Raw genomic sequence first — 20,089 nt, 5'->3', positions numbered from 1 at the left:
GGGAGTTTAAAAGATATGTCTGAGAAAGAACTATTATTCCGGCAGCTGAGTTTCACCCGGCAACATCGAAAGCGTTTTCTGTTTGGGAATAAAATAGGGGATGGATTCCGCCATCAGTCTATTTTGCAGGCCCTCAAACATGCTTTCTCGCGCTTCTTCTGCGGTGGCGTCTCTTAAGATGAGAAAGCGGGGATTCACTAATGCCTGTTTGGACCAGAGCGTTCTTTTCGGCGAATTCGAAACCCAGGAGAGCTTAAAAGCAGCCGCCGTCGATTGGAGAGTTTTCCCGGTGGCAGTACGTCCCAGAGGATTTCCGGGAGTGGGTCTGCCCCGTTTTGTCATTTGCAGTTTGTTCCCTTCCTGCTCCTGATATTCCATTTTGAAAACGATGGGTTGGTCTTCGGCAATTTCAAACCCCTCTGCTTCAAGCCGTTCCTGAATGACTTCTTTCAGGATGGATTTCACCTGATCTGCATTGCTGAATTTAACGCTCCCAATATTCACATCAATACTGACTTTTTGAGCCGAACCTAAAATGGCATCGTTATTGCTTCGATAAGCGGCCAGACTATCAATGATTTTCTGCTCCGGAAGAGGAACTGAAACCAGCCTGGGCTTTCTGTTTAACCGAAGCCGATTCCGTTCGTCGGTGAGAGCGCTATCGGTTCCAGCAAGCAAATAGTGGGGAGTGAGAAACAGTTTACTTCTGATGGTGACACGGGGTACAGGCTGAAAGAGCCAGACATTCCGTTGACTCGGACGGTCAACTAACAAAGCGCCATACAACAGAAAACTTTTTCCGGAGGGGGTCAGTTCGAGATTATTACCACTGTAAGAGGGTTCGCTGAATACCGTTCGTAATCTTCCACTGGTGTGGTAGCCTTGCGTAGCGGTTCCTTTTTCCAGATTCGTCACCCAGACTGATGTGGAATCTGAGGACGTTACCAGTAACCCCAGCTCGGTTCCGTCGGCAGAGAAATCAACGGTTTCCAATGATGGATATTGCTCATTTGATTTTAAGAATAAATCCAACTCCGTCTGATAAATCAGCTTCAATGATTCCAAATCATAGAAAAACATTTTGTTACTGGTGTGTGAGATCAGATATTTTCCGCCGGGACTGATTTTATAACCTGTATCATAAAATTCGTTCGATTTGACCTCTGATTCCTTTAACAGTTTTCCTGTGACGAGATCCCAGTGTTTTAAAATGGTTTTGTATTTTGTCCCTTCTTTTCGAATGATTTTGGCAAAGGCCGACGTCAATCCACAGATTTCATAAAGTGAGACGGTCGTGTTCGCCTGGTCGGCTTCCCACTCCGCAACTATTTCCCCAGTTGTCGTATCCCAGCAGGCGAGCATCGGGACTTTGGTATCCCGGGTGATATACTGCAATAACAGGTGTTTGCCGTCAGCACTTAATTTGAATTTGGGAGTTAAAACGATCCAGTTTTTCTCAGGCGTAATGGTAATCTGCCCTACTTTTTCTTCCAAAGCCAGATTCCAGACATCAATTCGATAGAACTTATGGTTGCGCTGCCGAATTCCGACAAAGGGACTAAAGGAATTTGGGGTAATTAATTCTTCTTCCATGTTTTTCAAGTCAATCTTCAACTTGGATGACTCAGGCCATTCAGCGACTACGGGTGGAGCATCGACTAGAGAAGTCCATTTCTGGCTATTGACTTGTGCCGGTTTGGCGGGAGTACTGGTACCTGCCGTGGCTGCTGTCTTCGTCTCATCCTTTCCGGTCAACTCTTTAACGCGGGCCAGAGTGGTTTTCATTTTCGCGAGCAGGTCTTTTCGGTCTTCCGGCGTCGCAGTCTTGATTGCTTCGGCATAAACCTTCATTTGCTCCCGGAGTCTGGTGAGTTCTGCACTTCGTTCTTTCGGCGTCAGTGGAGGAGGGCCGAATGAATTTGCTTCCGTGCTGGTCTGCTGTGGGCTCGTAGAGGCGGCGGGATTTGCATCCGATGTGGTTAAAGAATTTTCAGCTTCATTCTGGACGATAGCCGGTGGGTCTGCCGCTTCCTCTTTATTCTTTTTCCCAAACAGACCGCTGACAAACGTGGAAGACAAATAAAAGGCAACTGCAAACGAGATAACACCCACAATAATGCCGACGGGAGCGTTCGAATTCTTCCTTTTAGAAGCACTTTTTGAAGCACCTGACGATTTCTTGTTTCTGGCAGGGCGGGCAGGGGCTTCGAAGTCATCATACATGTCATCCAGCAGGTCATCTTCTCCCGCAGGAACTCGCATTTTATGACCGCATGATTTGCATTTCAGAACCTGGCCGGCTCGCTCATCGCGTACCTTGTACTCCTGAAAACACGTTTCGCATTCGAATTTGATCATTGCGAAGCCCTTAAATTTGTATGAGACAGGATATGAATTCAAAAGGAAGACATCTCAATGAGAATCATGTAGTTTTTTGTATCGAATCGCAAGCAGAAAATCTTTGTTTTACAGGTTTTGCGTCTGTTATTCCGATCTCTCTGATGTGATGCACGATTTAGTTCCGTGTATTTGAGTGCTTGTCTGGTATAATGTTTCCCAACCCCTTGATGCAGTCGTCAATCATTCTGGCAAGAAAATAAGGACTCCGTTGTGCAATACCAAAGATTTCAATTAACGGCAATTCAGACACTCTTAGCGATCATGTGTCTGCTCTGTTTGCAATTCACCTCGCACGCCGCCGATCGTGCACCGGGAGCTCGGCCCAATCTGATTGTGATCATGGTGGATGACATGGGCTATGCGGGAGTGAGTTGCTTCGGCAATCCCTATTTCAAAACGCCCGAAATTGATCGTCTAGCCAAAGAAGGTTTGAAACTGACCGACTTTCATTCTTCAGGAACGGTCTGTTCTCCCACGCGTGCCGGCCTGTTGACGGGCCGCTACCAGCAACGCGCGGGGATTGAAGCCGTGATTCATCCGGTGAGTGATCACCCCGAACACCGCAAGGGGTTGAGAAATACGGAAAACACGTTTGCAGAGCCGTTACGTCAGGCCGGTTATCGGACCGGGTTGATCGGGAAATGGCATCAGGGCTATCCGCATAACTCTGATGAGTTCCATCCCGACAATCATGGTTTTGATACGTTCATCGGTTATCACAGCGGCAACATCGATTTCATCAGTCATGTCGGCGATCACGTCAAGCACGACTGGTGGCACGGCCGCAAGGAAACACAGGAAGACGGCTATTCCACGCACCTCATCAATCAGTATGCAATGCAGTTTATTAAAGAGAACCAGGATCAACCCTTCTGCCTGTATGTCGCGCATGAAGCTATTCACAATCCCGTACAGGTGCCCGGCGATCCAGTCCGCCGTAGTGAAGCAGAGGGCTGGAAACGCTGGAAACCGGCGAACGAAGCAGAGCGGATTGAAAAGTATCGGGGGATGACGCTGCCCGTTGATGAAGGGGTGGGGCAGATTCGCGAATTTTTAGTGAAGTCCGGGCTCGACAAAAACACGTTTGTTTTATTTTTCTCAGACAATGGTCCCTCACGCGATTTCCCGAGCGGCAGTCCTAAGTGGCGGGGCGGCAAGGGGTCCGTTTATGAAGGCGGTCATCGAGTGCCAGCGATTGCCTGGTGGCCCGGAAAAATTAAAGCGGGCACCGTTTCGAATGTGCAGGCAATCAGCATTGATGTCATGCCGACACTGCTCGGGATCGCCGGTGTGAAACAACCCGAGGATCGTCCCCTGGATGGTGTGGATCTGGCTCCGGTTCTGTTCGAGCAGAAAACGCTGCCTGAGCGGCCTTTATTCTGGGCCTCATTGTCGAATCGAGGGGGGCGTTCCGAAGCGATGCGGCAAGGGCCGTGGAAGCTGGTCGTGTTGCACCCCCGTGCCAAGCCGGGCACATTTGAAAACGAAAAACTCGAACTCTATCGGCTCGATCAAGATCCCGGCGAGAAAAACAATTTGCTCAAACAGGAACCGCAGCAGGCTGCGAAAATGCTGAAGCAACTCAAGGACTGGTATCGTGATACACAGTCGACCGCTACGCCACAACCGGGGGGCTGGCTGTCGAAAGGGAGTTGATCAGTGTCTTGATTTCTCAGACATTGGGGTTGTGCAGTTTATCGTAAAACGATAAAAACTCGCCGTCTAGCAATAAACCTTTTGGAAAGGAATCCAAATATGGCGTCGAAAGATCGAACACGAACCGTTTGTCAGCTGCTCTATTATTTCATTGTGGTGTCGTTATTTGTCGTTCCCACCTTACTGGTGTGGGTCTGGTTTTATGCGGATCGCATGGTGGCTGCGAACGGAATGATCCCGGCCGACGCGATTTCATTCCCGTTGAGCGTCTCTTCCAAATGTTTCCTGGTTCTCATGACGGCGATCGTTGGCGCGCCCACTTATTGGGGTTTGTTTGCCTTGCGTCGTTTTCTGAAGGCCTGTTGTGCCGAGGACTATTTGAGTAAACAGAACAGCCGGTATCTGAAACGTTTCGCTTTCGGTCTCATCGGGACGGCTCTGTTGTCACCCGTTTCGGGCGCGATTTTGAGCGTCCTGTTGACGATGCATAATCCGCCGGGAAAGAAAATGCTGGCGATTGGGATCAGCTCGAATCAAATTACCCTGGCTGCGGTGGGAGGCTTACTGTTTGTGCTGGCGAATTTACTTAAACGGGCCAGCCTGATCGCGGATGAAAATGCCCAGATTATTTAAGCCGCTGGTCGAACTGGTTTGTTTGCGTTATAGTACAGGACCAGAACAAAAACCTCTTGCAGAGTTGATAAGGACATCATGCGAATTTGTATTACACTGGATGTGATGCTGGCCCGACGCAAGGTGACGTCGCGCGATCTGGCCCGTCATGTGGGAATCACCGAGCAGAATCTTTCTCTGCTGAAATCGGGAAAGGTGAAAGGGATTCGGTTTGCGACTCTGGAAAAGATCTGCGAGTTTCTGGAGTGTCAGCCAGGGGATATTCTACGGTATGAAGTCGATTCACAAAGTCAGGCAGCCTGAGAGGGAGTGGAAATCGTGAAAGTGCACGGCGTTCTGGAAACAGCCATTTATGTGGATGACCTGCAACTGGCGGTCGACTTCTATCGACGGCTGTTTGAGTTTGAAATCATGGCCGAAGACCAGCGGTTTTGTGCCATGAACGCGGGTGACCGCAGCGTCTTCCTGATCTTCAAGCGGGGCGCAACGCATACCGCGGCTCATCTGGAAGGGGGTGTGATTCCGCCACACGATGGATCGGGGCCCGTGCATTTCGCCTTTGCGATTGAACGCGACGATCTGAAAGAGTGGGAAGAACGGCTCATTACTGAGGGAGTCGAAATCGAAAGCCGCGTCAGCTGGCCTCGTGGCGGTGAAAGCCTCTACTTCCGTGATCCCGACAACCATGTCCTCGAACTCGCGACTCCCGGCATCTGGCCCATCTATTAGGGGCTGGCGAGATTTGGTTTAGGTGACAAATGCTCTCGACAGCGTTTGGGATTTTTGTTATTTCACGGCTCTGAAGTGCGTTCTTTAAGTCGAGCCCGATGATTTCAGGAGGCCTGAGATGAAAAAACTATTTGTGGGATTGGTCTGTTTTTGTTGTGCTTTTACTTCTGTGATTGCAAACGACGAAATAATCAACGCTTATGAAATTGAACCGTTCGATCAACATGTTTCGGACGATTTGATTCAACCGCTGGTTGAGGCCAATGAAAATGAAGAAGATACACTTTTCATCTCCCAGTCAGATATAGACTGTCATGTTAAGCTCCAGCAAGTCAGTCACATCTTTCAAGAGGGGAACACACCCTTTACACCTCTGGTAAGAAAAGCAACTTTTGAGGGGCCTGATGTTGAGTTGGGGTTATATCAATTAGAGACGAACGAAAAGTTTCGGTTACTCAATCTGATGTATGGATACCGACATCGATAGAAATCAGTTTTCTGGATACATTACAGAATGCGGCAATATCGCGATGCGATTGCGAAACAATAATCAAAATTTGAGCCAGATGGTTTTCGAAAGTATGACATGAAGAAACTGTGTTTGAACATCGTATGTTTCTGTTGTGCATATTCATCCTTATTTGCAGATGACAAGCCGAATTCTAAAAACCAAACGGATGTTTTGGGTCAAGCTGATCAGAGCATTCGTGTTGAGCCGGTTATCGTAAAACCCGTACAGACACTCCCCTCAGTCAAGAGTTATAAGATAAAGTATCATACCCTCGACCAGATCTTTCTTAATCAAACGGTTCCTTTTCCACAAATGGTGCGCGAAGCAACGATAGATTCCAAAGAACGGCGATCTAAATTGAACTGGCAGGTCTCCTTACCGGGGTTCTATCCACAACTCAAACCGGGCAGGAGCCAGCAAATCTTTTATGGCGGTGCGCTGATCTACGAATGATCTACGACGTTTTTTAGAGTAGAGTGTTTCTCATTCATTGATGGCAAGCCCAGCGTGCCAACCAAGAAAACTATTTACTACCACGAAAAACACGAAAGCACACGAAAAAAGATCAGACGAAACCGGATGGTCCCGAATGAAATTCGGGATTGCCACAGGCAACAGGAGGTTGCAGTGAATGTGATCGATTTCTATGTGACATCAGCCAACCGACCTGCCTATCCGATCTTGCTGATCTGGCTGACTTTTTCTCTGACCTGTGCGAGTATATCCAAATTGCTTTCCTCTACTGAGACCTCCTGCTCGCTGTGCTCGGATCGAATTACATTCGATCCCACCCGGGTTGAGTTGTATCTGGTAATTCGAACGTTCCGTTAATGTTAGTACGGGGTTGCCAGAAGCGCGTAGAACGTCATTTCTTCCTGATACGTACCGCCATTATCATAGTCGAGCAGTGTTTTCCGCAGGTCGGCTTCGAATGCGGTTTGTTTGTCTCCCAGAACGGCGGGAGAAGCAAACGATGTCGAGTACAAGTTGCCGATCAGTTCGTCGAGCGTCCAGGTGTGCGGATGCTGATATTCGATCTCATCCAGAGTATAGCCGGCTTGGATCAGTACCAGTTCATGTGGATCAGCTGCGTCGTTATACTCGCCCAAACCGGCACGTCGTTTGGCTCCCAGCCATTTTTTAATCACGCTACACACAAGGAGCTGCCAGTCCATGGTGCCTCTCCAGATGCTGGAGTATCCGAAAATGACTAGTGGCTGCCCTGGTTTCAACCATTCATGTACGCGGGATGCGATGATGGGGCGATCCATCCAATGATAGGCCGCGCCGATCGTTACAAGATCAAATGAAGCAGCATCGGCGGAAAACTCTTCGGCACGTTGATGGTGCCACTGGATATTGGGGAGTTTGAGCTCATGTGCTAACTGTTTCGCTGCCGCTAACATTTCCTGATTCGGGTCCACAGCGATGGTTTCTTGAAACGAAGGAGACAGCCGTACTGCGAGTTCACCGGTGCCGCAACCTAAATCCAGCAGTCGTCCCCGACCAGGGGCAACGGTCAGGTCCAGAATCCGGTTCAACAATGGATCCGGATAAGGAACTCGATAGCGAACATAATAAGGGACGGTTCCCCGAAACAGGTCTCTGGCCACAACCGGACTCCGCAGAAAAAAAACTCGACGCATGATATCACAGTCAACCATCTTGATTGTTAAAGATAGTGTAGTGACTCTGTGCGAGAGATCAATCGAACAATTGCCCCTGTCGCGGTTCCCGGCTATAGCGTTCGAGATAACCGGACACGCTGAATTTTCGAGCCGTGTTTTTGCTGCACATATAGCGGATTTTTCCGAAGATGGGGCGTTCCGGTCCCCAGGCCCGATCATAGCGGCCCAAACACCAGAAGATACCGCTGTAAGAATTCGGATTACGACCATCGACCGCGTATTTGTTGTTGAGATGAATCATCGTCAGTAATGCTTCTTGAGGAGAGGCTGACCAGTGTAGAATTTTTTTACCCCAGACCATTCGCATGTAATTATGCAGGCGGCCTTCGGTGACGAGTTGTGTCTGGGCAGCATTCCATAATTCGTCATGCGTCTCTGCATTTTCAAATTCATCCCGCGTATAACAGGGATCACGCGGATCGCGGGCGTGTGCTTCCAATGTCTTTTGTGCCCAGTCGGGCAGTGACTCATATTGATCATAATCGGCACGCTGCCAGCACATGTTATAACCCAGCTCGCGCCAGGTGATGAGTTGATCGAGAAAGGCCTCGGCGGTTTCGCTCATGTTCCACCAGCCGGCCCGCTTCCCGGTGGCTTTCTGATCGAGCACTTTCTCTATCGTCCAATGTTCGTGGTTGATAATCTGATCGAAAATTTCATGAGCCGAGATGTGGCCAAAATGCAGATAAGGAGAGAAGCCGCTGGTGACGTCTTCTTCAGGCAAATTTCGTTCATCGAGATAGCGGTCGAACCGTTTATCAAGAAACTGCTTCAACCTGGCTTTCGCAGCGTCCATGCCTCCATTAAAAACGGAAGGGCCAACCTGATGGTCAATGGGGAGCTCAGCCAGCGTTTCCGGCGTTGCCTGCAATGTTTTCTCAGTAGCCTGCGGCCAGCGTTCAAGGATCTTCGTCGGGATCTGCTTGAGTGGGGGCAGCTTGATGCGGGCCAGGGGATTGGCCTGAGGTCTCTCCAGTAAATGAGGCGGCAATTTCTTATGCAGGAATCGGCGAAAGGCGTAGGCGGTCGGATAAATCTGGGAAGCCGCCCGCATGGGTAATAGGCCGTTCGAATCAATGGCTTCCAGACTCACCGGCAACCGTGGCGCAATCTGCTGCAGCATGCGGGGGATGAAGAAGCAGGGAAAGTCATCTGTGACGACGGCACACGCATTCGCAGCCAATGCTTTCAGCAGCCCTGAGCCATGACCAGACTCGGGTTCGACGTAGGGATAATAGGTGGCGGCTGAATCTTTGAGACTCTTCTGATTCGCGGCCATGCCCTTGATGATGAACTTGTGAAGGCGGTCGCTGGCCCATTCGTAGCCGCAACGCAACGCCTCGAAAACCAGCAGCGGTTTGTTTAAGGCCTGACTCAATTCGACGGCATGCTGCAAACTATAGTTATAACGGGTGCGACGATTGGCGATCATCCAGTAGAGAACATAATCGCCGTCTCCTCTTAGTGGTGCCTGATTGAGTTGTCGTATACGAATTTCCGGGACGTTCATGGTGTTGGATCGTTTGTTGATTTGAATTTATTCCCAGCGATAAAGAGTCAGGTGATTTAAGTCGCGAATGAGAATTTCATTCCCGCTGATAGCGATGTGAGCCCAGGAATCATCGGCGACTTTTCGTCGGTCGATGAGATCGAACTTTTCAGGATTGGCTCGAATCAACAACAAGTCCCCTTTTTGATCGAGAGCCAGTATCTTTTCACCATCGGTAATAGTGCTCCAGTATTTGCCGAAGGGAGTGGTTGTCCAGCGTACGACGCCCGTCTTCAGATCCAGGCAGGTGAATCGCTGATTTCGCAGGTGAAGATACAGATATCCGTCGATGATATTCGGTGAAGACATGTAGGCTTGTGTTTTACTGGTCCATTTCTGCTCGAGGTTCCAGCCGGATTCGTTTTTGGAACTTGTGAAAAGAAAGGAACCGCCGCCGTAGCTGCTGGTAAAGATGGAATCGTCAATCACGGTGGGCGTCAGAATATTCATTCCACGGAAAGCGGGGATATGCTGTTTCCAGTACACAGTTCCCTGTTTGGGATCGACGCTGGCCAATGTGGTGCGGGTCTGTACGATAATTTGGGGTACGCCGTTCAGACTGGTGAAAAATGGGGAAGAAAACGCGCTGCCTGACATGCCGCCCCCGTCTTCGAGGATGCGCCAGACGATTTTCCCTGTTTGTTGATCAACCTTACAAAATCCGCCGCCCGCCTGGACATACACCGCATCGCCGACAACCAGCGGGGAAGAGGCGAAACCAAAGGCAGGTGGATCAGCTCCGGTTTCTTTGACAAAGTCGATGCGCCAGAGAACTTTACCGGAGTTGGCACCAAGACACACCAGCACATCGCGAATACCGGCAACGAACAGTCGGTTGCCATCCAATGCGGGCGTCGCTCGAATCCAGTCGCCGTTGGCTTTGGCAAAGAAGGGAACGCTCATGGAACCCGGCCAGCCCTGTTTCCACAATTCCTTACCCGTCTTGCGATCCAGGGCACGCACGACTTCGGTTTTCTGATCCACGGTTTCAGTGACAAAGACTTTGTCTTCACTAACAATCGGACCTGAGTAACTCGGACTCAAATTCACGCGCCAGATTTGTTTCAGCCGATCTTCTGTGAGACTCTCTGGCAGCTTTGTGTGGGAAATTGATCCATCCCGATTCGGACCACGCCATTGTGACCACGATTGTGCAGTCGTCTCATCTCCTGCTGAAATAGCAGGGATGAAGCCAATTAGCAGGAATGAACAGAAGAGGTGAGCCAAAAGTTGCGATTGCATGATCATTTCTCTGGGGACCTTGAAAACAGGAATGCAGATCAGGTGGATCAGAAAGAACGACTTCTCCCTACTGTTGTTATAGCGCACAAATTGGTTTTTAAAGAGGAAAATTCAGATCGGAGTCTGAAAATGTCAGAATGAGGTAAATGCCATTTGTAAAAAGAGGTTACTGCGTATAATAAGGGAGCAAAACTATAGACTGAGTCTGTGGATTACGCTAAAAAACGGTTAAAACGTTTTTACACTATGTCTGAGAAAGTTTATTTCTCTTCAGAAAATCAATTCGTTAGTCTGATTTTGCTCGAAACCCGCCAACTAAGTTTTATGTCTGAGTGAATCACCATGGATGAAGCCCGTCTTTCAAGTTACCCGCTTTCTTATCTGCCGCGCGATTTGACATCGGGGCTGGTGGTGTTTCTGGTGGCGCTTCCTTTATGTCTGGGAATTGCTTTGGCCTCCGGCGCACCGCTGTTCTCCGGGCTACTGGCCGGTATTATTGGCGGGATTGTGGTCGGTTCGATCAGTGGCTCCAGTACCAGTGTCAGTGGACCTGCTGCCGGTCTGACGGCGATTGTGATTGCTCAGATTGCAGCGCTGGGCTCCTTCGAAGCATTTCTGCTGGCGGTTCTGATTGGTGGTCTCATTCAGATCGGTCTGGGAATTGTCCGTGCCGGTTCACTGTCTGCCTTTTTCCCATCCAGTGTGATTAAAGGTTTGTTAGCGGCCATTGGAGTGATTCTGATTCTCAAACAGATTCCACACCTTTTAGGTCACGATACAGACCCGGAAGGGGAAATGTCATTTACGCAACCAGACAAGCAGAATACGTTCTCCGAAATTCTGACTCTGTTTGAAGGAGACATTCACTTTGGTGCAGCTGTCGTCGGACTCATGTCGATTGTGTTGCTGACAACCTGGGGCCGCGTCAAACTGCTGAAGAATTCGGTCATTCCTGGTCCCTTGGTAGTGGTACTATTGGGGGTGAGTCTGCATCTTCTGTTTCAACGACTTGGCGGACCCTGGGCCATTGAATCCAGTCACCTGGTGCAGATTCCGGTTGCCGAATCTGCTAATGACTTATTGACGTTTTTAACATTCCCCGATTTTTCCCAGTGGGCCAATCCGGCGATTTATCTGGCCGGTGTGACGATTGCCATTGTTGCTTCGCTGGAAACGTTATTGAATCTGGAAGCGGTTGACAAACTCGATCCCGAAAATCGCAATTCGCCCGCCAGTCGCGAACTGTTGGCTCAGGGAGTGGGCAATATGGTTTCCGGTCTGGTAGGGGGCTTGCCCGTGACATCGGTGATTGTCCGAGGTTCGGTGAATGTGAACTCGGGTGCCAAGACCAAGGTTTCCTGTATCTTTCATGGGGTATTGTTGCTGATTTGTGTGGGACTGTTTCCCGTCTATTTAAATATGATTCCGCTTGCTGCCCTGGCGGCGATTCTGTTCGTCACCGGATTTAAGCTGGCCAGTCCCGCTCTGTTTCGCCAGATGTGGAAGGAAGGCCGCTATCAGTTCGCTCCGTTTCTGATCACGCTATTGTCAATTGTATTTACTGACCTGCTGACGGGGATTCTGATTGGTCTGGGCGTGAGTGTGCTGTTTATTCTTAACAGTAGTCTGCGTCAGCCGATCCGACGGATTGTCGAAACGCACCTCGGGGGAGATATCCTGCATATTGAGCTCGCCAATCAGGTTAGTTTTTTGAACCGGGCGGCGTTGGATCAGCTGTTTAACGAGGCAGAACCGGGTACACATATGCTGATTGATGCCAGCGATACCGATTATATTGACCCTGATATTCTGAGTCTGATCCAGGAATATAAAACCAAAATCGGACCCGCGCGCGGTGTCTCTGTGAGTCTTCGCGGCTTTCGCAAAAAATATCAGCTGCATGATGAGATTCAATTTGCCGATTTTTCCACACGTGAATTACAGGATCGTGTGACGGCAGAGCAGGTACTGGAAATATTGCGCGAAGGGAACCGGCGTTTCTATACGGGCAATCGACTTTCACGCGATCTGGGGCGTCAGGTGAATGCGACGGCTGGGGAGCAGAACCCGATTGCCGTTGTGCTGAGCTGCATCGATTCCCGTGTGCCGGCTGAGTTGGTGCTGGATCTGGGGATTGGTGATGTTTTAAGTGTCCGTGTTGCCGGGAATGTGATCGGGAATAAATCACTGGGCAGCATTGAATACGGCGTCGCAGTCGCGGGAGTGAAACTGGTGTTAGTGCTGGGACACACGCGTTGTGGTGCCGTCTCGTCTACCGTAGAGCTGATGTGCGATCATCACGATACCACGCAGGCTACCGGTTGTTCGCACCTGGATTCCATCGTCGATGAACTGGTTCCCTGTGTGGACGAAGAAGCCTGCGAACATTTAAACGAGATGACTCCGGAAGAACAGGAACTGTTTATCGACGAAGTCGCCCGACGGAACGTCTATCGCAGTGTGCACGAAATCACCGCGCGCAGCAAAGTGATTCGCGATCTGGTTGAGGCCGGCAAGGTGCTGGTGGTCGGCGCATTGTATGACGTGAAAAGTGGCGAAATGGAATTTTTCACGGAACAGTCGGCGGAGCAGGAAACGGAAGAATCGCCTCAAGCCTGATAGAGTCTGTCGGGAAGCCTGTAATGGACTGTCAGTTTGCGTTAGCCGATATTTTTAGCGACGGATCGCGATCGAAACCTGTTGGGCAGTACTGACGGTGGTTCCTCGTCGTATTTGCACTTTGCCTTTGACGGGGGTGACGGACCAGTCCGGCTGTTGCTTGTGTTTAAATGTAAAATAGGGCGCCGAGCAGACTAGATCGCCGACCTTGATTTCAATTTCAGGTCCGGTCACTGTTTGAATCGCTCGGAAGGTCATCATTTCCTGTTTGGGTTTGGCGGCCTGATTTCCTTCCGATACTGAAAATGAGAAGATGCTGAAGGCAGCGATCAGCAGCCAGAGGATTGTTTTAGAGTGTAACATTCTCAGATTCCTTTCAGATTGAATTCACTTTGTCATCGCTTATAGCTCCACCCATTCTCCCGCAATCAGCCGACATCGGCAGTCCCCTTTGTCAGGGGGCGCGTCTGAGGGATGCTGGTCTTGAGAGTCTTCGGTTCGAATTTTAACACATTGGATTTGGTTGTCTTCTGCGCGAATATAAAGTCGCCAGTTCACAGCTCCGAGTAAGAGTGGTGTATCAAAGAGAGCCCCGTACTCCCAGAAGTGAGCAGTGAGATGGCTTTGTGACAAGTCACGCACGTTGGCTTTGAATTTGTTAAACGAACCGCCAATCTCTGCTTTCTGATAGATGCCGATAAGCTGTGCATTCGCCGCGTTGGCAGTCAGGTAACCGTAAATCCAGGGAGAGAGTGTGAGCAAAATCAGGATCACCCCCAGAATGTTTCCACGGTGTTTCCACTTGGGATTTCTTGCGCCAGTTTGTGATTGATCCATCGTGTCCTGCTGCTTATTGACCATATAGACTCCGATGCAGTCTTGCTTCTCTGATCGAATTGATCTGTTTGACGATTTGGGGATCAATGTTTTTGGAATTATAACCGATCGATTCAAGGGATTCATGATCATTCAGGATGTTGAATATCTCCTCGCCAGTTAATTTTGTACCGGTGACCGATAATTGTTCCAGTTTGATTGGCCTTGATTTTACCGCAGTAAAGGCTTTGCCTGAGATATTGCAGTTTCGAATCGAAAGCCTTTTCAATTCAGGACAACCTGCGAGCAGAGTCTGCACGCCTTGATCGGTGATCGATGTGTCATCAAGTTCCAAAGATTCTAATTTAGGAAGCACTGTCAACTGCTGGCAGAAATCATCACCTACTTTGGTTTGTTTTAGCACTAAAGAGCTGAGGCCAGTCATTTCTTTGAAATATCGCCCGGCACTATCGTCGATCTGCGTTCCGGTAAGAATCAGCCTTCTTAATTTGGGAAGCTCCGTCAGGTAATGCAGATCCGATGATTCAACCAGGGTATTGCTGATATCCAATGTCAGCAGTTCAGAGGTGTTAGAGATCTGTTTGAGTGTAGTCCCCGTGATTTTCGCATCAGGCAGGATCAGCCACCAGAGTTGATGGCATTGGTGTAGCCAGTTGAGGCCTTCGTCAGTTACCTGTGGAGCATCGAGTACAAACCATTCGAGATCTTTCAGGTTACAGAGGTGAGAGACTCCCCGGTTACTCAAGTCCGGGCCATACAGCTCTAAATGTTTCAATTGATGCATTTTACCGATGATAGGTGCATCACAGTCTCGAATTTTCGTTGTCCCACAACTTAAGTGATCAATATAGGGAGCTAGTATCTCGAGTTCCGCGGTGACTTCCAGGGCTTCCTGTTCTTTGTACCAGACCGAACGGTAAACTTCGATCTCTTCGATTTTTAATAATCCTTTGAGATCGTGTATCGAACTGTCGATGGGATTACGACGGCGGCGATAAGATGGTTTGACGGTAAATCCTTTGGCCTTGAGTTGCTCTTTCGCGAGTGAAAGCTGGTCTTCTTTGAAGAAGAGCGCCGACGCCCCTCCGCAGAGCAAAAGTGCGAGTAACACATGCCATTTATTGAAGCGTTGTCGTTTCAAATTCACGAGGCACTTTCATAATCGATGATTAGTTATGAACGTTACTGAAGCGAACTACTTTCTGGTGTCCGTTAAAACAGATCATACCTCGGGAATGATCCAGAATAATTTCCAGTTGATAGTGGGGGGCGGTCCCGCGTTGTATGAAATTTTGTTCTGACTTCATTTCTTTCAGCAGACCCACGACGAACTCCTCCAGAATCAGTCGAAAGGCAAATCGATCTCTGTCGGAAATTGCCTGTTCAATCTCAGGGGGAATGTGGGCCAGTTCTCCCTGCACTAAACCGCCGATTTTTTTCTCGGAATCGGTCTGTATCAGAATTTTGTGGATCGGGAAATTCATGAATATGCTCCCCAGAAATCGAACCTGGAGCGTGTGATCTGACTCTTCAGTCAGCTGTTCTCTTTTTGATTATTTCTGGCACTCATGACACGAGGTTTTTCAGTTTTGATAAACTTTTGATAAGCCGGATCTGTATAGTCTTTCCAGTCGAACGAAGCCCAGATTAAAGAGTCATGATCGCGATAGATTTGCAGAAACTCTGTTTCTGACAGTTTAGTCCCTTTGAGACTAAGGCCAATCAGGTTTGCTGGCCACTTGTTTGATGCAGTAAACGCGTTGCTCGAAATTTGACATCGGTCGAGATTCACCCATCTTACATTGGGACATCCCTCAAGAAGTGCCTGAACGCCACTGTCTGTGATGGGGGTCTGCTTCAGGTTTAAGAGTTGCAAACTGTTGATTTTTGAAACCTGACGGCATACTTCATCTCCGACGTTCGTTCTGCTGAGATTCAATCGTTGTATCGTTTTCAGATTCTTGAGGTAAGGTGCCACCCGGTCGTCTACCTGTGTCCTTTCAAGGATAAGTTCTTTTAAGTTGATGTTTGAAAGTTGGTTGCATACTTCGGCTCCGACATTCGTTCTACTGAGATCCAGCTTGTGCAGTGCTATCATGTTTTTCAGGTAGGGTGCCGCCTGGTCATCCACCTGTGTTCCTGCAAGAGTAAGCTCACCTAATTTGGGAAGGTTCGTGAGAGATTGCAAGTCAGTTGATTTAATGTTTGAATTGAGCAGACTAAGCTTCTCAAGTTGTTTCAGTGCTGCGAATTGTTGGTACGTTTCAGGACTGAGTTCAGATTTGGCGAGATTGAGTTTCCATAATTCTGTGCAGTTTTGTAACCAGATGACCTTGCTGTCTGCTAACCGAAGCTCATAGATGGTAAGCGATCCAAGTTGTTTGAGACTCGATAAAACCTCAATTCCCGATTCAGTCAATTCAGAACCGTTTAGGCTGAGGTATCGTAACTTTGGCATTTGACGCAAGGCTTGTATATCCTGGTCAGTGAAGACGGCGCCGTCGATTTCCACACCTCTGATCGCTGGTGCCAGTATTTTTAAGTCCTCAATAAAATCAGACGCCCTGTGAGAGGTAAAAGGATTGACATGCGAAATCCGGAGTTCTTCTGTGTCAAATACGTATTCCAGTTTGAAGGTTGACTCGCGGATGGGGTTAAAGCGATAGATTTCTGTGACATTTATTCCTTGGGAACGAATTCGTTGTTTGGCGAATTCGATCTTCTGGTGCTCCGAGTACATGACGACCCAGAGTACAAAGACGGCTAATACTGGAATCAGAAACCATTTCCATATACGCGAGAATCGCATATTAATCTCCCTCATCTGCCTTGGATTGGGTACATTTAGATAGTATAGCAGGAAGGGGCAACGAGCGTGCATTTAATTTCAATAATTTGAGACGCTAGTCGATGTTTTCAAACGCGCGTGAGGCTTCGTTTTTGAATCGCGAACAGACATGAAATGACTGTTACATCATCCCGGTCGGAACCGAAGACGCTGGCGGGGACGCCCAGTACATTCTGTTCCTCTAAGAGTTGTGTAAAGGGAATGTTAACTGTCGAATAATAGCCGGCTTGCGGCGGTCGCCAGTGAGGGGCGAAGTTGTGAATCGCGGGAGTCAGACGCTGCCATTCTTCACTGAACGCAGAACGGAGCTGCGCTGGCAGTGCGGCGAGTTGGCGAACGGTCTCGACCCAGTTGCAGGTGAAGTCAGCTCGCGGTTGCAAATGCCTTTCGAGTAACTCTTGGGGGCCGACCGCGAGACCCCATCGTTCGGGCATCAGCCAGGGTTTTGAGAGAGAAAACAGGCAGATGCATTGCTCGGTTTGGATGAGTTGTGAGTAGATGCTGTGATTGGGGTCGTAAGCATACGCGGCATCGATGATCAGTGTGCGAGTTTCGTCAGCGGTTAACCAGTTGATGAGGACCGTGGTTTCCTGTGGATTCAGGTAACGTCCTACAGGGACCGCCGGTTGTGTCAGCAGCAGAACTTGTCGTTGGTCCGATATTGAGGTTAAAACATCGAACTCCCAGTCGGGCAGGGTGCGGTATGTTCGGCAGGGGTAACCCTCTAAAATCTGATGATAAACGGGATAGACATCCTGCGGGAAAATGAAAGAGGCCTGTTGCTGTTTGAACTGTTTTACGAGTTGCATGAGCAGATCGCGGACGCCGTTTCCGGGGAGGACGTGTAGGTGATCAAGGTTAAATCCGGTCACGTCCTGCCAGACGGAGAGCGCTTCTTGCAGTGAAGATTCTTCTCCCGCTGCGCTTGCTGGGGGAGCAAGATGACTCAGTGCTTTCTGTGTATTCATACAGTCGAGCCGTAGCGGCTCGGATTTCAGATACGTTTCTTTGGCGGCCCTGTATTCCTGAAAATTCATGATATCTCGATTTCACTCCTGCGATCTTCCAGTGAGGTTAAACAGCGACCGTCGGCCATGATGTTCCAGCTACGACATAAGCCCTGGCTCAATTCCCAGAGCAGGCTTGGTTCGGTATAGGCGGCGACTTTCATCGGGACACCATTGATGTGGCGTTCATAAAGGGGCGCACCCCAGGGGAGTTGGCCGACCTGGTTCCAGTTTTTCGCTTGCAGATAGTCCAAGAGAACTCGGAGTGGCACCTGATGTGCTTCGCTCCACTCGTTGGCAGGCCGGGAGTAATACTCGGACTCGACACTGGTGGAGACATATAACTCTTTGAAGCAGACTTCCTGCACGTTTAGAGATGCGGCCCAGTTGAGATAATTCTGGATGGCGATTCTGTCTTGAACACCCCCTTTCTGTAACACGCAGATCAGACGCAGGGAAAGCGTGGGGAATCGCTCCGGATTCAGATCAAGACTTTCCGCGATTCGCGCGACGTCGATGTCCAGACTCATTATTCGCCGGTTCACCTCAAGGTCATGATGATGGTGAGAGACGGCGAGTGTAGTCAGCCCGGCGGTCTGAAGTTCTTCCAGAAAAGCGAGCCGTTCTGTCGCGGGCATCTCGGTCAGAAGATAACCGTTTGTAATCAACACGACTTTTTGCGGGAAATAGTCGGCAGCCAGGCGAATCAATTGTAGTAGTTTAGCACGGGGGTAAAGCGTTGGTTCGCCTCCACCGGTGATTACGGCCCGCTGTGCACCTCGTGATTTCGCGGCCTGCATCAGCGTTGCGATGTGTTCCCGTAACAACGTTCCCTTATCTTGTTCCACTGACGCGGAAGCTTTGGAAAAACAGAACGAACATTTTGCCTGATAGCCGATGGCAACTGGTAATAAGGAAATAGAGCGGGGTATAAGTTCGCTATATTGAGGCAAGTTTTGCTGCAGAACGGAGAGCGAACGAGCCATTGCTTCCTCGATCGAGATTTCGCACAGCGTCGTATCCTGATTTAACAGGTAGACGCGTTGAATGCGAATGGAATCACCGTTGATGTAGTGTCCCAGGCCCGTGTGTTCTGTCACAAACAGAGTGTCGGAATCGACTTGTGTTTCGAGGACGAGTAATGCATTGCCCGGCAGATTCAGTTTGGTTAACAGCCTGTTGTTTTTCTCGACGCCGATATTGATCTGATCGAGTTCCAGCAAATGGAATTTGTCCGTAAATTTACTTTCCGGAATTCGCGCTTTGGAATAGTCGTGGCTGTATTTGTCATAACCACGTGCAAAATTTGAGAGGACGGTGACGTGGTACCGTGATTGTAGCTGTATATCAGGTTGGGTAAGCAAAGCCCCTTGGTTGATGCGTACCAAAGTTGTCATCGTGGTCCTCCTCTGGTTTCAGGTCTGTAGCAACTTGATTCAGAGAAAGGATAGTGTTGTAAAGACACTAAGTCAACGGTTTGTTTTCTATTTTGTGAAAATAGCTAGAGGAAGACGCTCAAGGAGCCTGCAGCAGGTGATCCATATACATGGGATTGAAAACGGCAATGGGAAGCCATCTAACTAGACCGTCGTCATATAAAACAAAGGCACCGTGGGGGGCAAAGCGATCGGTCAGGGTTAAGTCCTTTAACTCATCAAGGGTAATGTCAGAGGGCTCGTTCCATAAGCCGGGTAACTCGGGGACTTCTACGAGCAGAACTCGGTCATTTCCAATCTGTCGCGTCTGGTTCTTGGGCCAGTAGGTACTCTCGTCAATGACGGCGACCAGTTTTGAGTTTCTTATTCCCTCAATGGGGGGATCGTTGTGAGAAAATTTCCAGTCTCCACGAAACAGTGTCGGATTTTTCTCGGCGACTTGCTGATTGTGAGGACTGTTCCAGGGTTCGTCAAATCGGTAATCGAGCTGACAGTCTTTGAATGGACGTGTTGACTTCAAATAAGGAAGCAGGAGCGCCCGCCAGCTGTGCAGCGGGTTCCCTTGTTCATCTCTCACCACAGCAGGGGGTAGACGGCCGTAGTCTCTCTGGTATTCATGTAACGCCAATCCAATCGCTTTCATCTGATTTTTAAAATATTGACGGCGGGGATTCGAGCCTGCCTGCTGGACCTGAGGCACGAGCAATGCAGCAAGAATGGTGATGATCACCATGACGGTGAAGAACTCAGTCGTACTGAGAGATGTGTGCTTCTTGCGTTTCATGCTGCCGCCCCGGTTTGGTGATTATTCCAGGTTCAAACACAGATAAGTGTGAGAAAATGACTGACATGCCTGCTTTCTATCCTAATAACCGTTTCTAAAAAGGCGAAGAAAATAATCCGAATCTGAACAAGATTGGTAAAAATAAAACAC

The 20,089-nt window shown here is 49.2% G+C and carries 19 protein-coding genes; 7 read left to right on the top strand and 12 right to left on the bottom strand.

What is annotated here, in order from left to right; all coding sequences use genetic code 11:
* Positions 1-33 precede the first annotated feature (33 nt).
* Complete coding sequence (locus Pan241w_RS21805) at positions 34-2,358, bottom strand: zinc ribbon domain-containing protein (protein ID WP_145219914.1); 2,325 nt, start codon at positions 2,356-2,358, stop codon at positions 34-36.
* Positions 2,359-2,610: 252 nt separating this feature from the next.
* Between Pan241w_RS21805 and Pan241w_RS21800 the strand changes: the two genes are divergently transcribed.
* From Pan241w_RS21800 to Pan241w_RS21775, 6 genes are all read left to right on the top strand, one after another.
* Positions 2,611-4,056, top strand: coding sequence for a sulfatase-like hydrolase/transferase (locus Pan241w_RS21800; RefSeq protein ID WP_145219912.1), 1,446 nt, complete (start codon positions 2,611-2,613; stop codon positions 4,054-4,056).
* Between the two features lie 99 nt (positions 4,057-4,155).
* Positions 4,156-4,689 (top strand): DUF2975 domain-containing protein, encoded by a 534-nt coding sequence (locus Pan241w_RS21795; RefSeq protein ID WP_145219910.1) that lies wholly within the window; start codon positions 4,156-4,158, stop codon positions 4,687-4,689.
* Between the two features lie 78 nt (positions 4,690-4,767).
* Positions 4,768-4,992 carry a helix-turn-helix domain-containing protein gene (locus tag Pan241w_RS21790; protein WP_145219908.1) on the top strand — a complete coding sequence of 75 codons (225 nt, stop codon included), beginning with the start codon at positions 4,768-4,770 and terminating at the stop codon, positions 4,990-4,992.
* Positions 4,993-5,007: 15 nt separating this feature from the next.
* The gene (locus Pan241w_RS21785; RefSeq protein ID WP_145219906.1) at positions 5,008-5,418 is read left to right on the top strand and encodes a VOC family protein; all 411 of its coding nucleotides are present in this window, start codon (positions 5,008-5,010) and stop codon (positions 5,416-5,418) included.
* 118 nt (positions 5,419-5,536) lie between these two features.
* Positions 5,537-5,905: a hypothetical protein gene (locus tag Pan241w_RS21780; RefSeq protein ID WP_145219904.1), complete on the top strand. Its 369-nt coding sequence runs from the start codon at positions 5,537-5,539 to the stop codon at positions 5,903-5,905.
* 99 nt (positions 5,906-6,004) lie between these two features.
* A complete protein-coding gene (locus Pan241w_RS21775; protein WP_145219902.1) occupies positions 6,005-6,382 on the top strand; it encodes a hypothetical protein in 378 nt (125 codons plus the stop codon).
* A 380-nt stretch (positions 6,383-6,762) separates the two neighbouring features.
* On the opposite strand, the gene Pan241w_RS21770 is transcribed toward Pan241w_RS21775, so the two are convergent.
* Genes Pan241w_RS21770 through Pan241w_RS21760 form a run of 3 tightly spaced genes read right to left on the bottom strand, consistent with a single transcriptional unit; the run spans position 6,763 to position 10,408 of the window.
* The gene (locus tag Pan241w_RS21770) at positions 6,763-7,575 is read right to left on the bottom strand and encodes a class I SAM-dependent methyltransferase (protein WP_198000077.1); all 813 of its coding nucleotides are present in this window, start codon (positions 7,573-7,575) and stop codon (positions 6,763-6,765) included.
* Positions 7,576-7,633: 58 nt separating this feature from the next.
* Positions 7,634-9,127: a cryptochrome/DNA photolyase family protein gene (locus Pan241w_RS21765; RefSeq protein WP_145219898.1), complete on the bottom strand. Its 1,494-nt coding sequence runs from the start codon at positions 9,125-9,127 to the stop codon at positions 7,634-7,636.
* Positions 9,128-9,154: 27 nt separating this feature from the next.
* On the bottom strand, positions 9,155-10,408 hold the full coding sequence (locus tag Pan241w_RS21760) for a PQQ-binding-like beta-propeller repeat protein (protein ID WP_145219896.1): 1,254 nt from the start codon (positions 10,406-10,408) through the stop codon (positions 9,155-9,157).
* Between the two features lie 342 nt (positions 10,409-10,750).
* On the opposite strand from Pan241w_RS21760, the gene Pan241w_RS21755 reads away from it, so the two are divergent.
* Positions 10,751-13,027 (top strand): bifunctional SulP family inorganic anion transporter/carbonic anhydrase, encoded by a 2,277-nt coding sequence (locus Pan241w_RS21755; RefSeq protein ID WP_145219894.1) that lies wholly within the window; start codon positions 10,751-10,753, stop codon positions 13,025-13,027.
* Between the two features lie 54 nt (positions 13,028-13,081).
* Here Pan241w_RS21755 and Pan241w_RS21750 read toward each other — a convergent pair whose 3' ends face one another.
* The 8 genes from Pan241w_RS21750 to Pan241w_RS21715 form a co-directional block, all read right to left on the bottom strand.
* On the bottom strand, positions 13,082-13,390 hold the full coding sequence (locus Pan241w_RS21750; RefSeq protein ID WP_145219892.1) for a hypothetical protein: 309 nt from the start codon (positions 13,388-13,390) through the stop codon (positions 13,082-13,084).
* A gap of 39 nt (positions 13,391-13,429) precedes the next feature.
* A complete protein-coding gene (locus Pan241w_RS21745; RefSeq protein ID WP_145219890.1) occupies positions 13,430-13,864 on the bottom strand; it encodes a hypothetical protein in 435 nt (144 codons plus the stop codon).
* Positions 13,865-13,877: 13 nt separating this feature from the next.
* On the bottom strand, positions 13,878-15,011 hold the full coding sequence (locus Pan241w_RS21740; protein WP_145219888.1) for a leucine-rich repeat domain-containing protein: 1,134 nt from the start codon (positions 15,009-15,011) through the stop codon (positions 13,878-13,880).
* Between the two features lie 22 nt (positions 15,012-15,033).
* Positions 15,034-15,348, bottom strand: a complete 315-nt coding sequence (locus Pan241w_RS21735; RefSeq protein WP_145219886.1) for a hypothetical protein — start codon at positions 15,346-15,348, stop codon at positions 15,034-15,036.
* Positions 15,349-15,398: 50 nt separating this feature from the next.
* Positions 15,399-16,604 (bottom strand): leucine-rich repeat domain-containing protein, encoded by a 1,206-nt coding sequence (locus Pan241w_RS21730; RefSeq protein WP_198000076.1) that lies wholly within the window; start codon positions 16,602-16,604, stop codon positions 15,399-15,401.
* Between the two features lie 176 nt (positions 16,605-16,780).
* Positions 16,781-17,749, bottom strand: coding sequence for a PLP-dependent aminotransferase family protein (locus tag Pan241w_RS21725; RefSeq protein WP_145219882.1), 969 nt, complete (start codon positions 17,747-17,749; stop codon positions 16,781-16,783).
* Positions 17,746-19,116: a radical SAM protein gene (locus Pan241w_RS21720; RefSeq protein ID WP_145219880.1), complete on the bottom strand. Its 1,371-nt coding sequence runs from the start codon at positions 19,114-19,116 to the stop codon at positions 17,746-17,748. The genes Pan241w_RS21725 and Pan241w_RS21720 overlap by 4 nt, the downstream gene beginning before the upstream one ends.
* A 118-nt stretch (positions 19,117-19,234) precedes the next feature.
* The gene (locus tag Pan241w_RS21715) at positions 19,235-19,939 is read right to left on the bottom strand and encodes a DUF1559 family PulG-like putative transporter (RefSeq protein ID WP_145219878.1); all 705 of its coding nucleotides are present in this window, start codon (positions 19,937-19,939) and stop codon (positions 19,235-19,237) included.
* Between the last annotated feature and the right edge of the window lie 150 nt (positions 19,940-20,089).

Source organism: Gimesia alba (genome assembly GCF_007744675.1).
Classification (GTDB): Bacteria; Planctomycetota; Planctomycetia; order Planctomycetales; family Planctomycetaceae; genus Gimesia; species Gimesia alba.
Note: the sequence above shows the minus strand (reverse complement) of the source record. Positions and strands in the feature narration are given on the sequence as shown.

Bases quoted from the DNA above. Each gene is read 5' to 3' on its own strand.
- Pan241w_RS21805 (WP_145219914.1), bottom strand. From the start codon at position 2,358: ATGATCAAATTCGAATGCGAAACGTGTTTTCAGGAGTACAAGGTACGC.
- Pan241w_RS21795 (WP_145219910.1), top strand. From the start codon at position 4,156: ATGGCGTCGAAAGATCGAACACGAACCGTTTGTCAGCTGCTCTATTAT.
- Pan241w_RS21790 (WP_145219908.1), top strand. From the start codon at position 4,768: ATGCGAATTTGTATTACACTGGATGTGATGCTGGCCCGACGCAAGGTG.
- Pan241w_RS21780 (WP_145219904.1), top strand. From the start codon at position 5,537: ATGAAAAAACTATTTGTGGGATTGGTCTGTTTTTGTTGTGCTTTTACT.
- Pan241w_RS21775 (WP_145219902.1), top strand. From the start codon at position 6,005: ATGAAGAAACTGTGTTTGAACATCGTATGTTTCTGTTGTGCATATTCA.
- Pan241w_RS21770 (WP_198000077.1), bottom strand. From the start codon at position 7,575: ATGCGTCGAGTTTTTTTTCTGCGGAGTCCGGTTGTGGCCAGAGACCTG.
- Pan241w_RS21765 (WP_145219898.1), bottom strand. From the start codon at position 9,127: ATGAACGTCCCGGAAATTCGTATACGACAACTCAATCAGGCACCACTA.
- Pan241w_RS21760 (WP_145219896.1), bottom strand. From the start codon at position 10,408: ATGCAATCGCAACTTTTGGCTCACCTCTTCTGTTCATTCCTGCTAATT.
- Pan241w_RS21755 (WP_145219894.1), top strand. From the start codon at position 10,751: ATGGATGAAGCCCGTCTTTCAAGTTACCCGCTTTCTTATCTGCCGCGC.
- Pan241w_RS21750 (WP_145219892.1), bottom strand. From the start codon at position 13,390: ATGTTACACTCTAAAACAATCCTCTGGCTGCTGATCGCTGCCTTCAGC.
- Pan241w_RS21745 (WP_145219890.1), bottom strand. From the start codon at position 13,864: ATGGATCAATCACAAACTGGCGCAAGAAATCCCAAGTGGAAACACCGT.
- Pan241w_RS21735 (WP_145219886.1), bottom strand. From the start codon at position 15,348: ATGAATTTCCCGATCCACAAAATTCTGATACAGACCGATTCCGAGAAA.
- Pan241w_RS21730 (WP_198000076.1), bottom strand. From the start codon at position 16,604: ATGTACTCGGAGCACCAGAAGATCGAATTCGCCAAACAACGAATTCGT.
- Pan241w_RS21725 (WP_145219882.1), bottom strand. From the start codon at position 17,749: ATGAATTTTCAGGAATACAGGGCCGCCAAAGAAACGTATCTGAAATCC.
- Pan241w_RS21720 (WP_145219880.1), bottom strand. From the start codon at position 19,116: ATGACAACTTTGGTACGCATCAACCAAGGGGCTTTGCTTACCCAACCT.
- Pan241w_RS21715 (WP_145219878.1), bottom strand. From the start codon at position 19,939: ATGAAACGCAAGAAGCACACATCTCTCAGTACGACTGAGTTCTTCACC.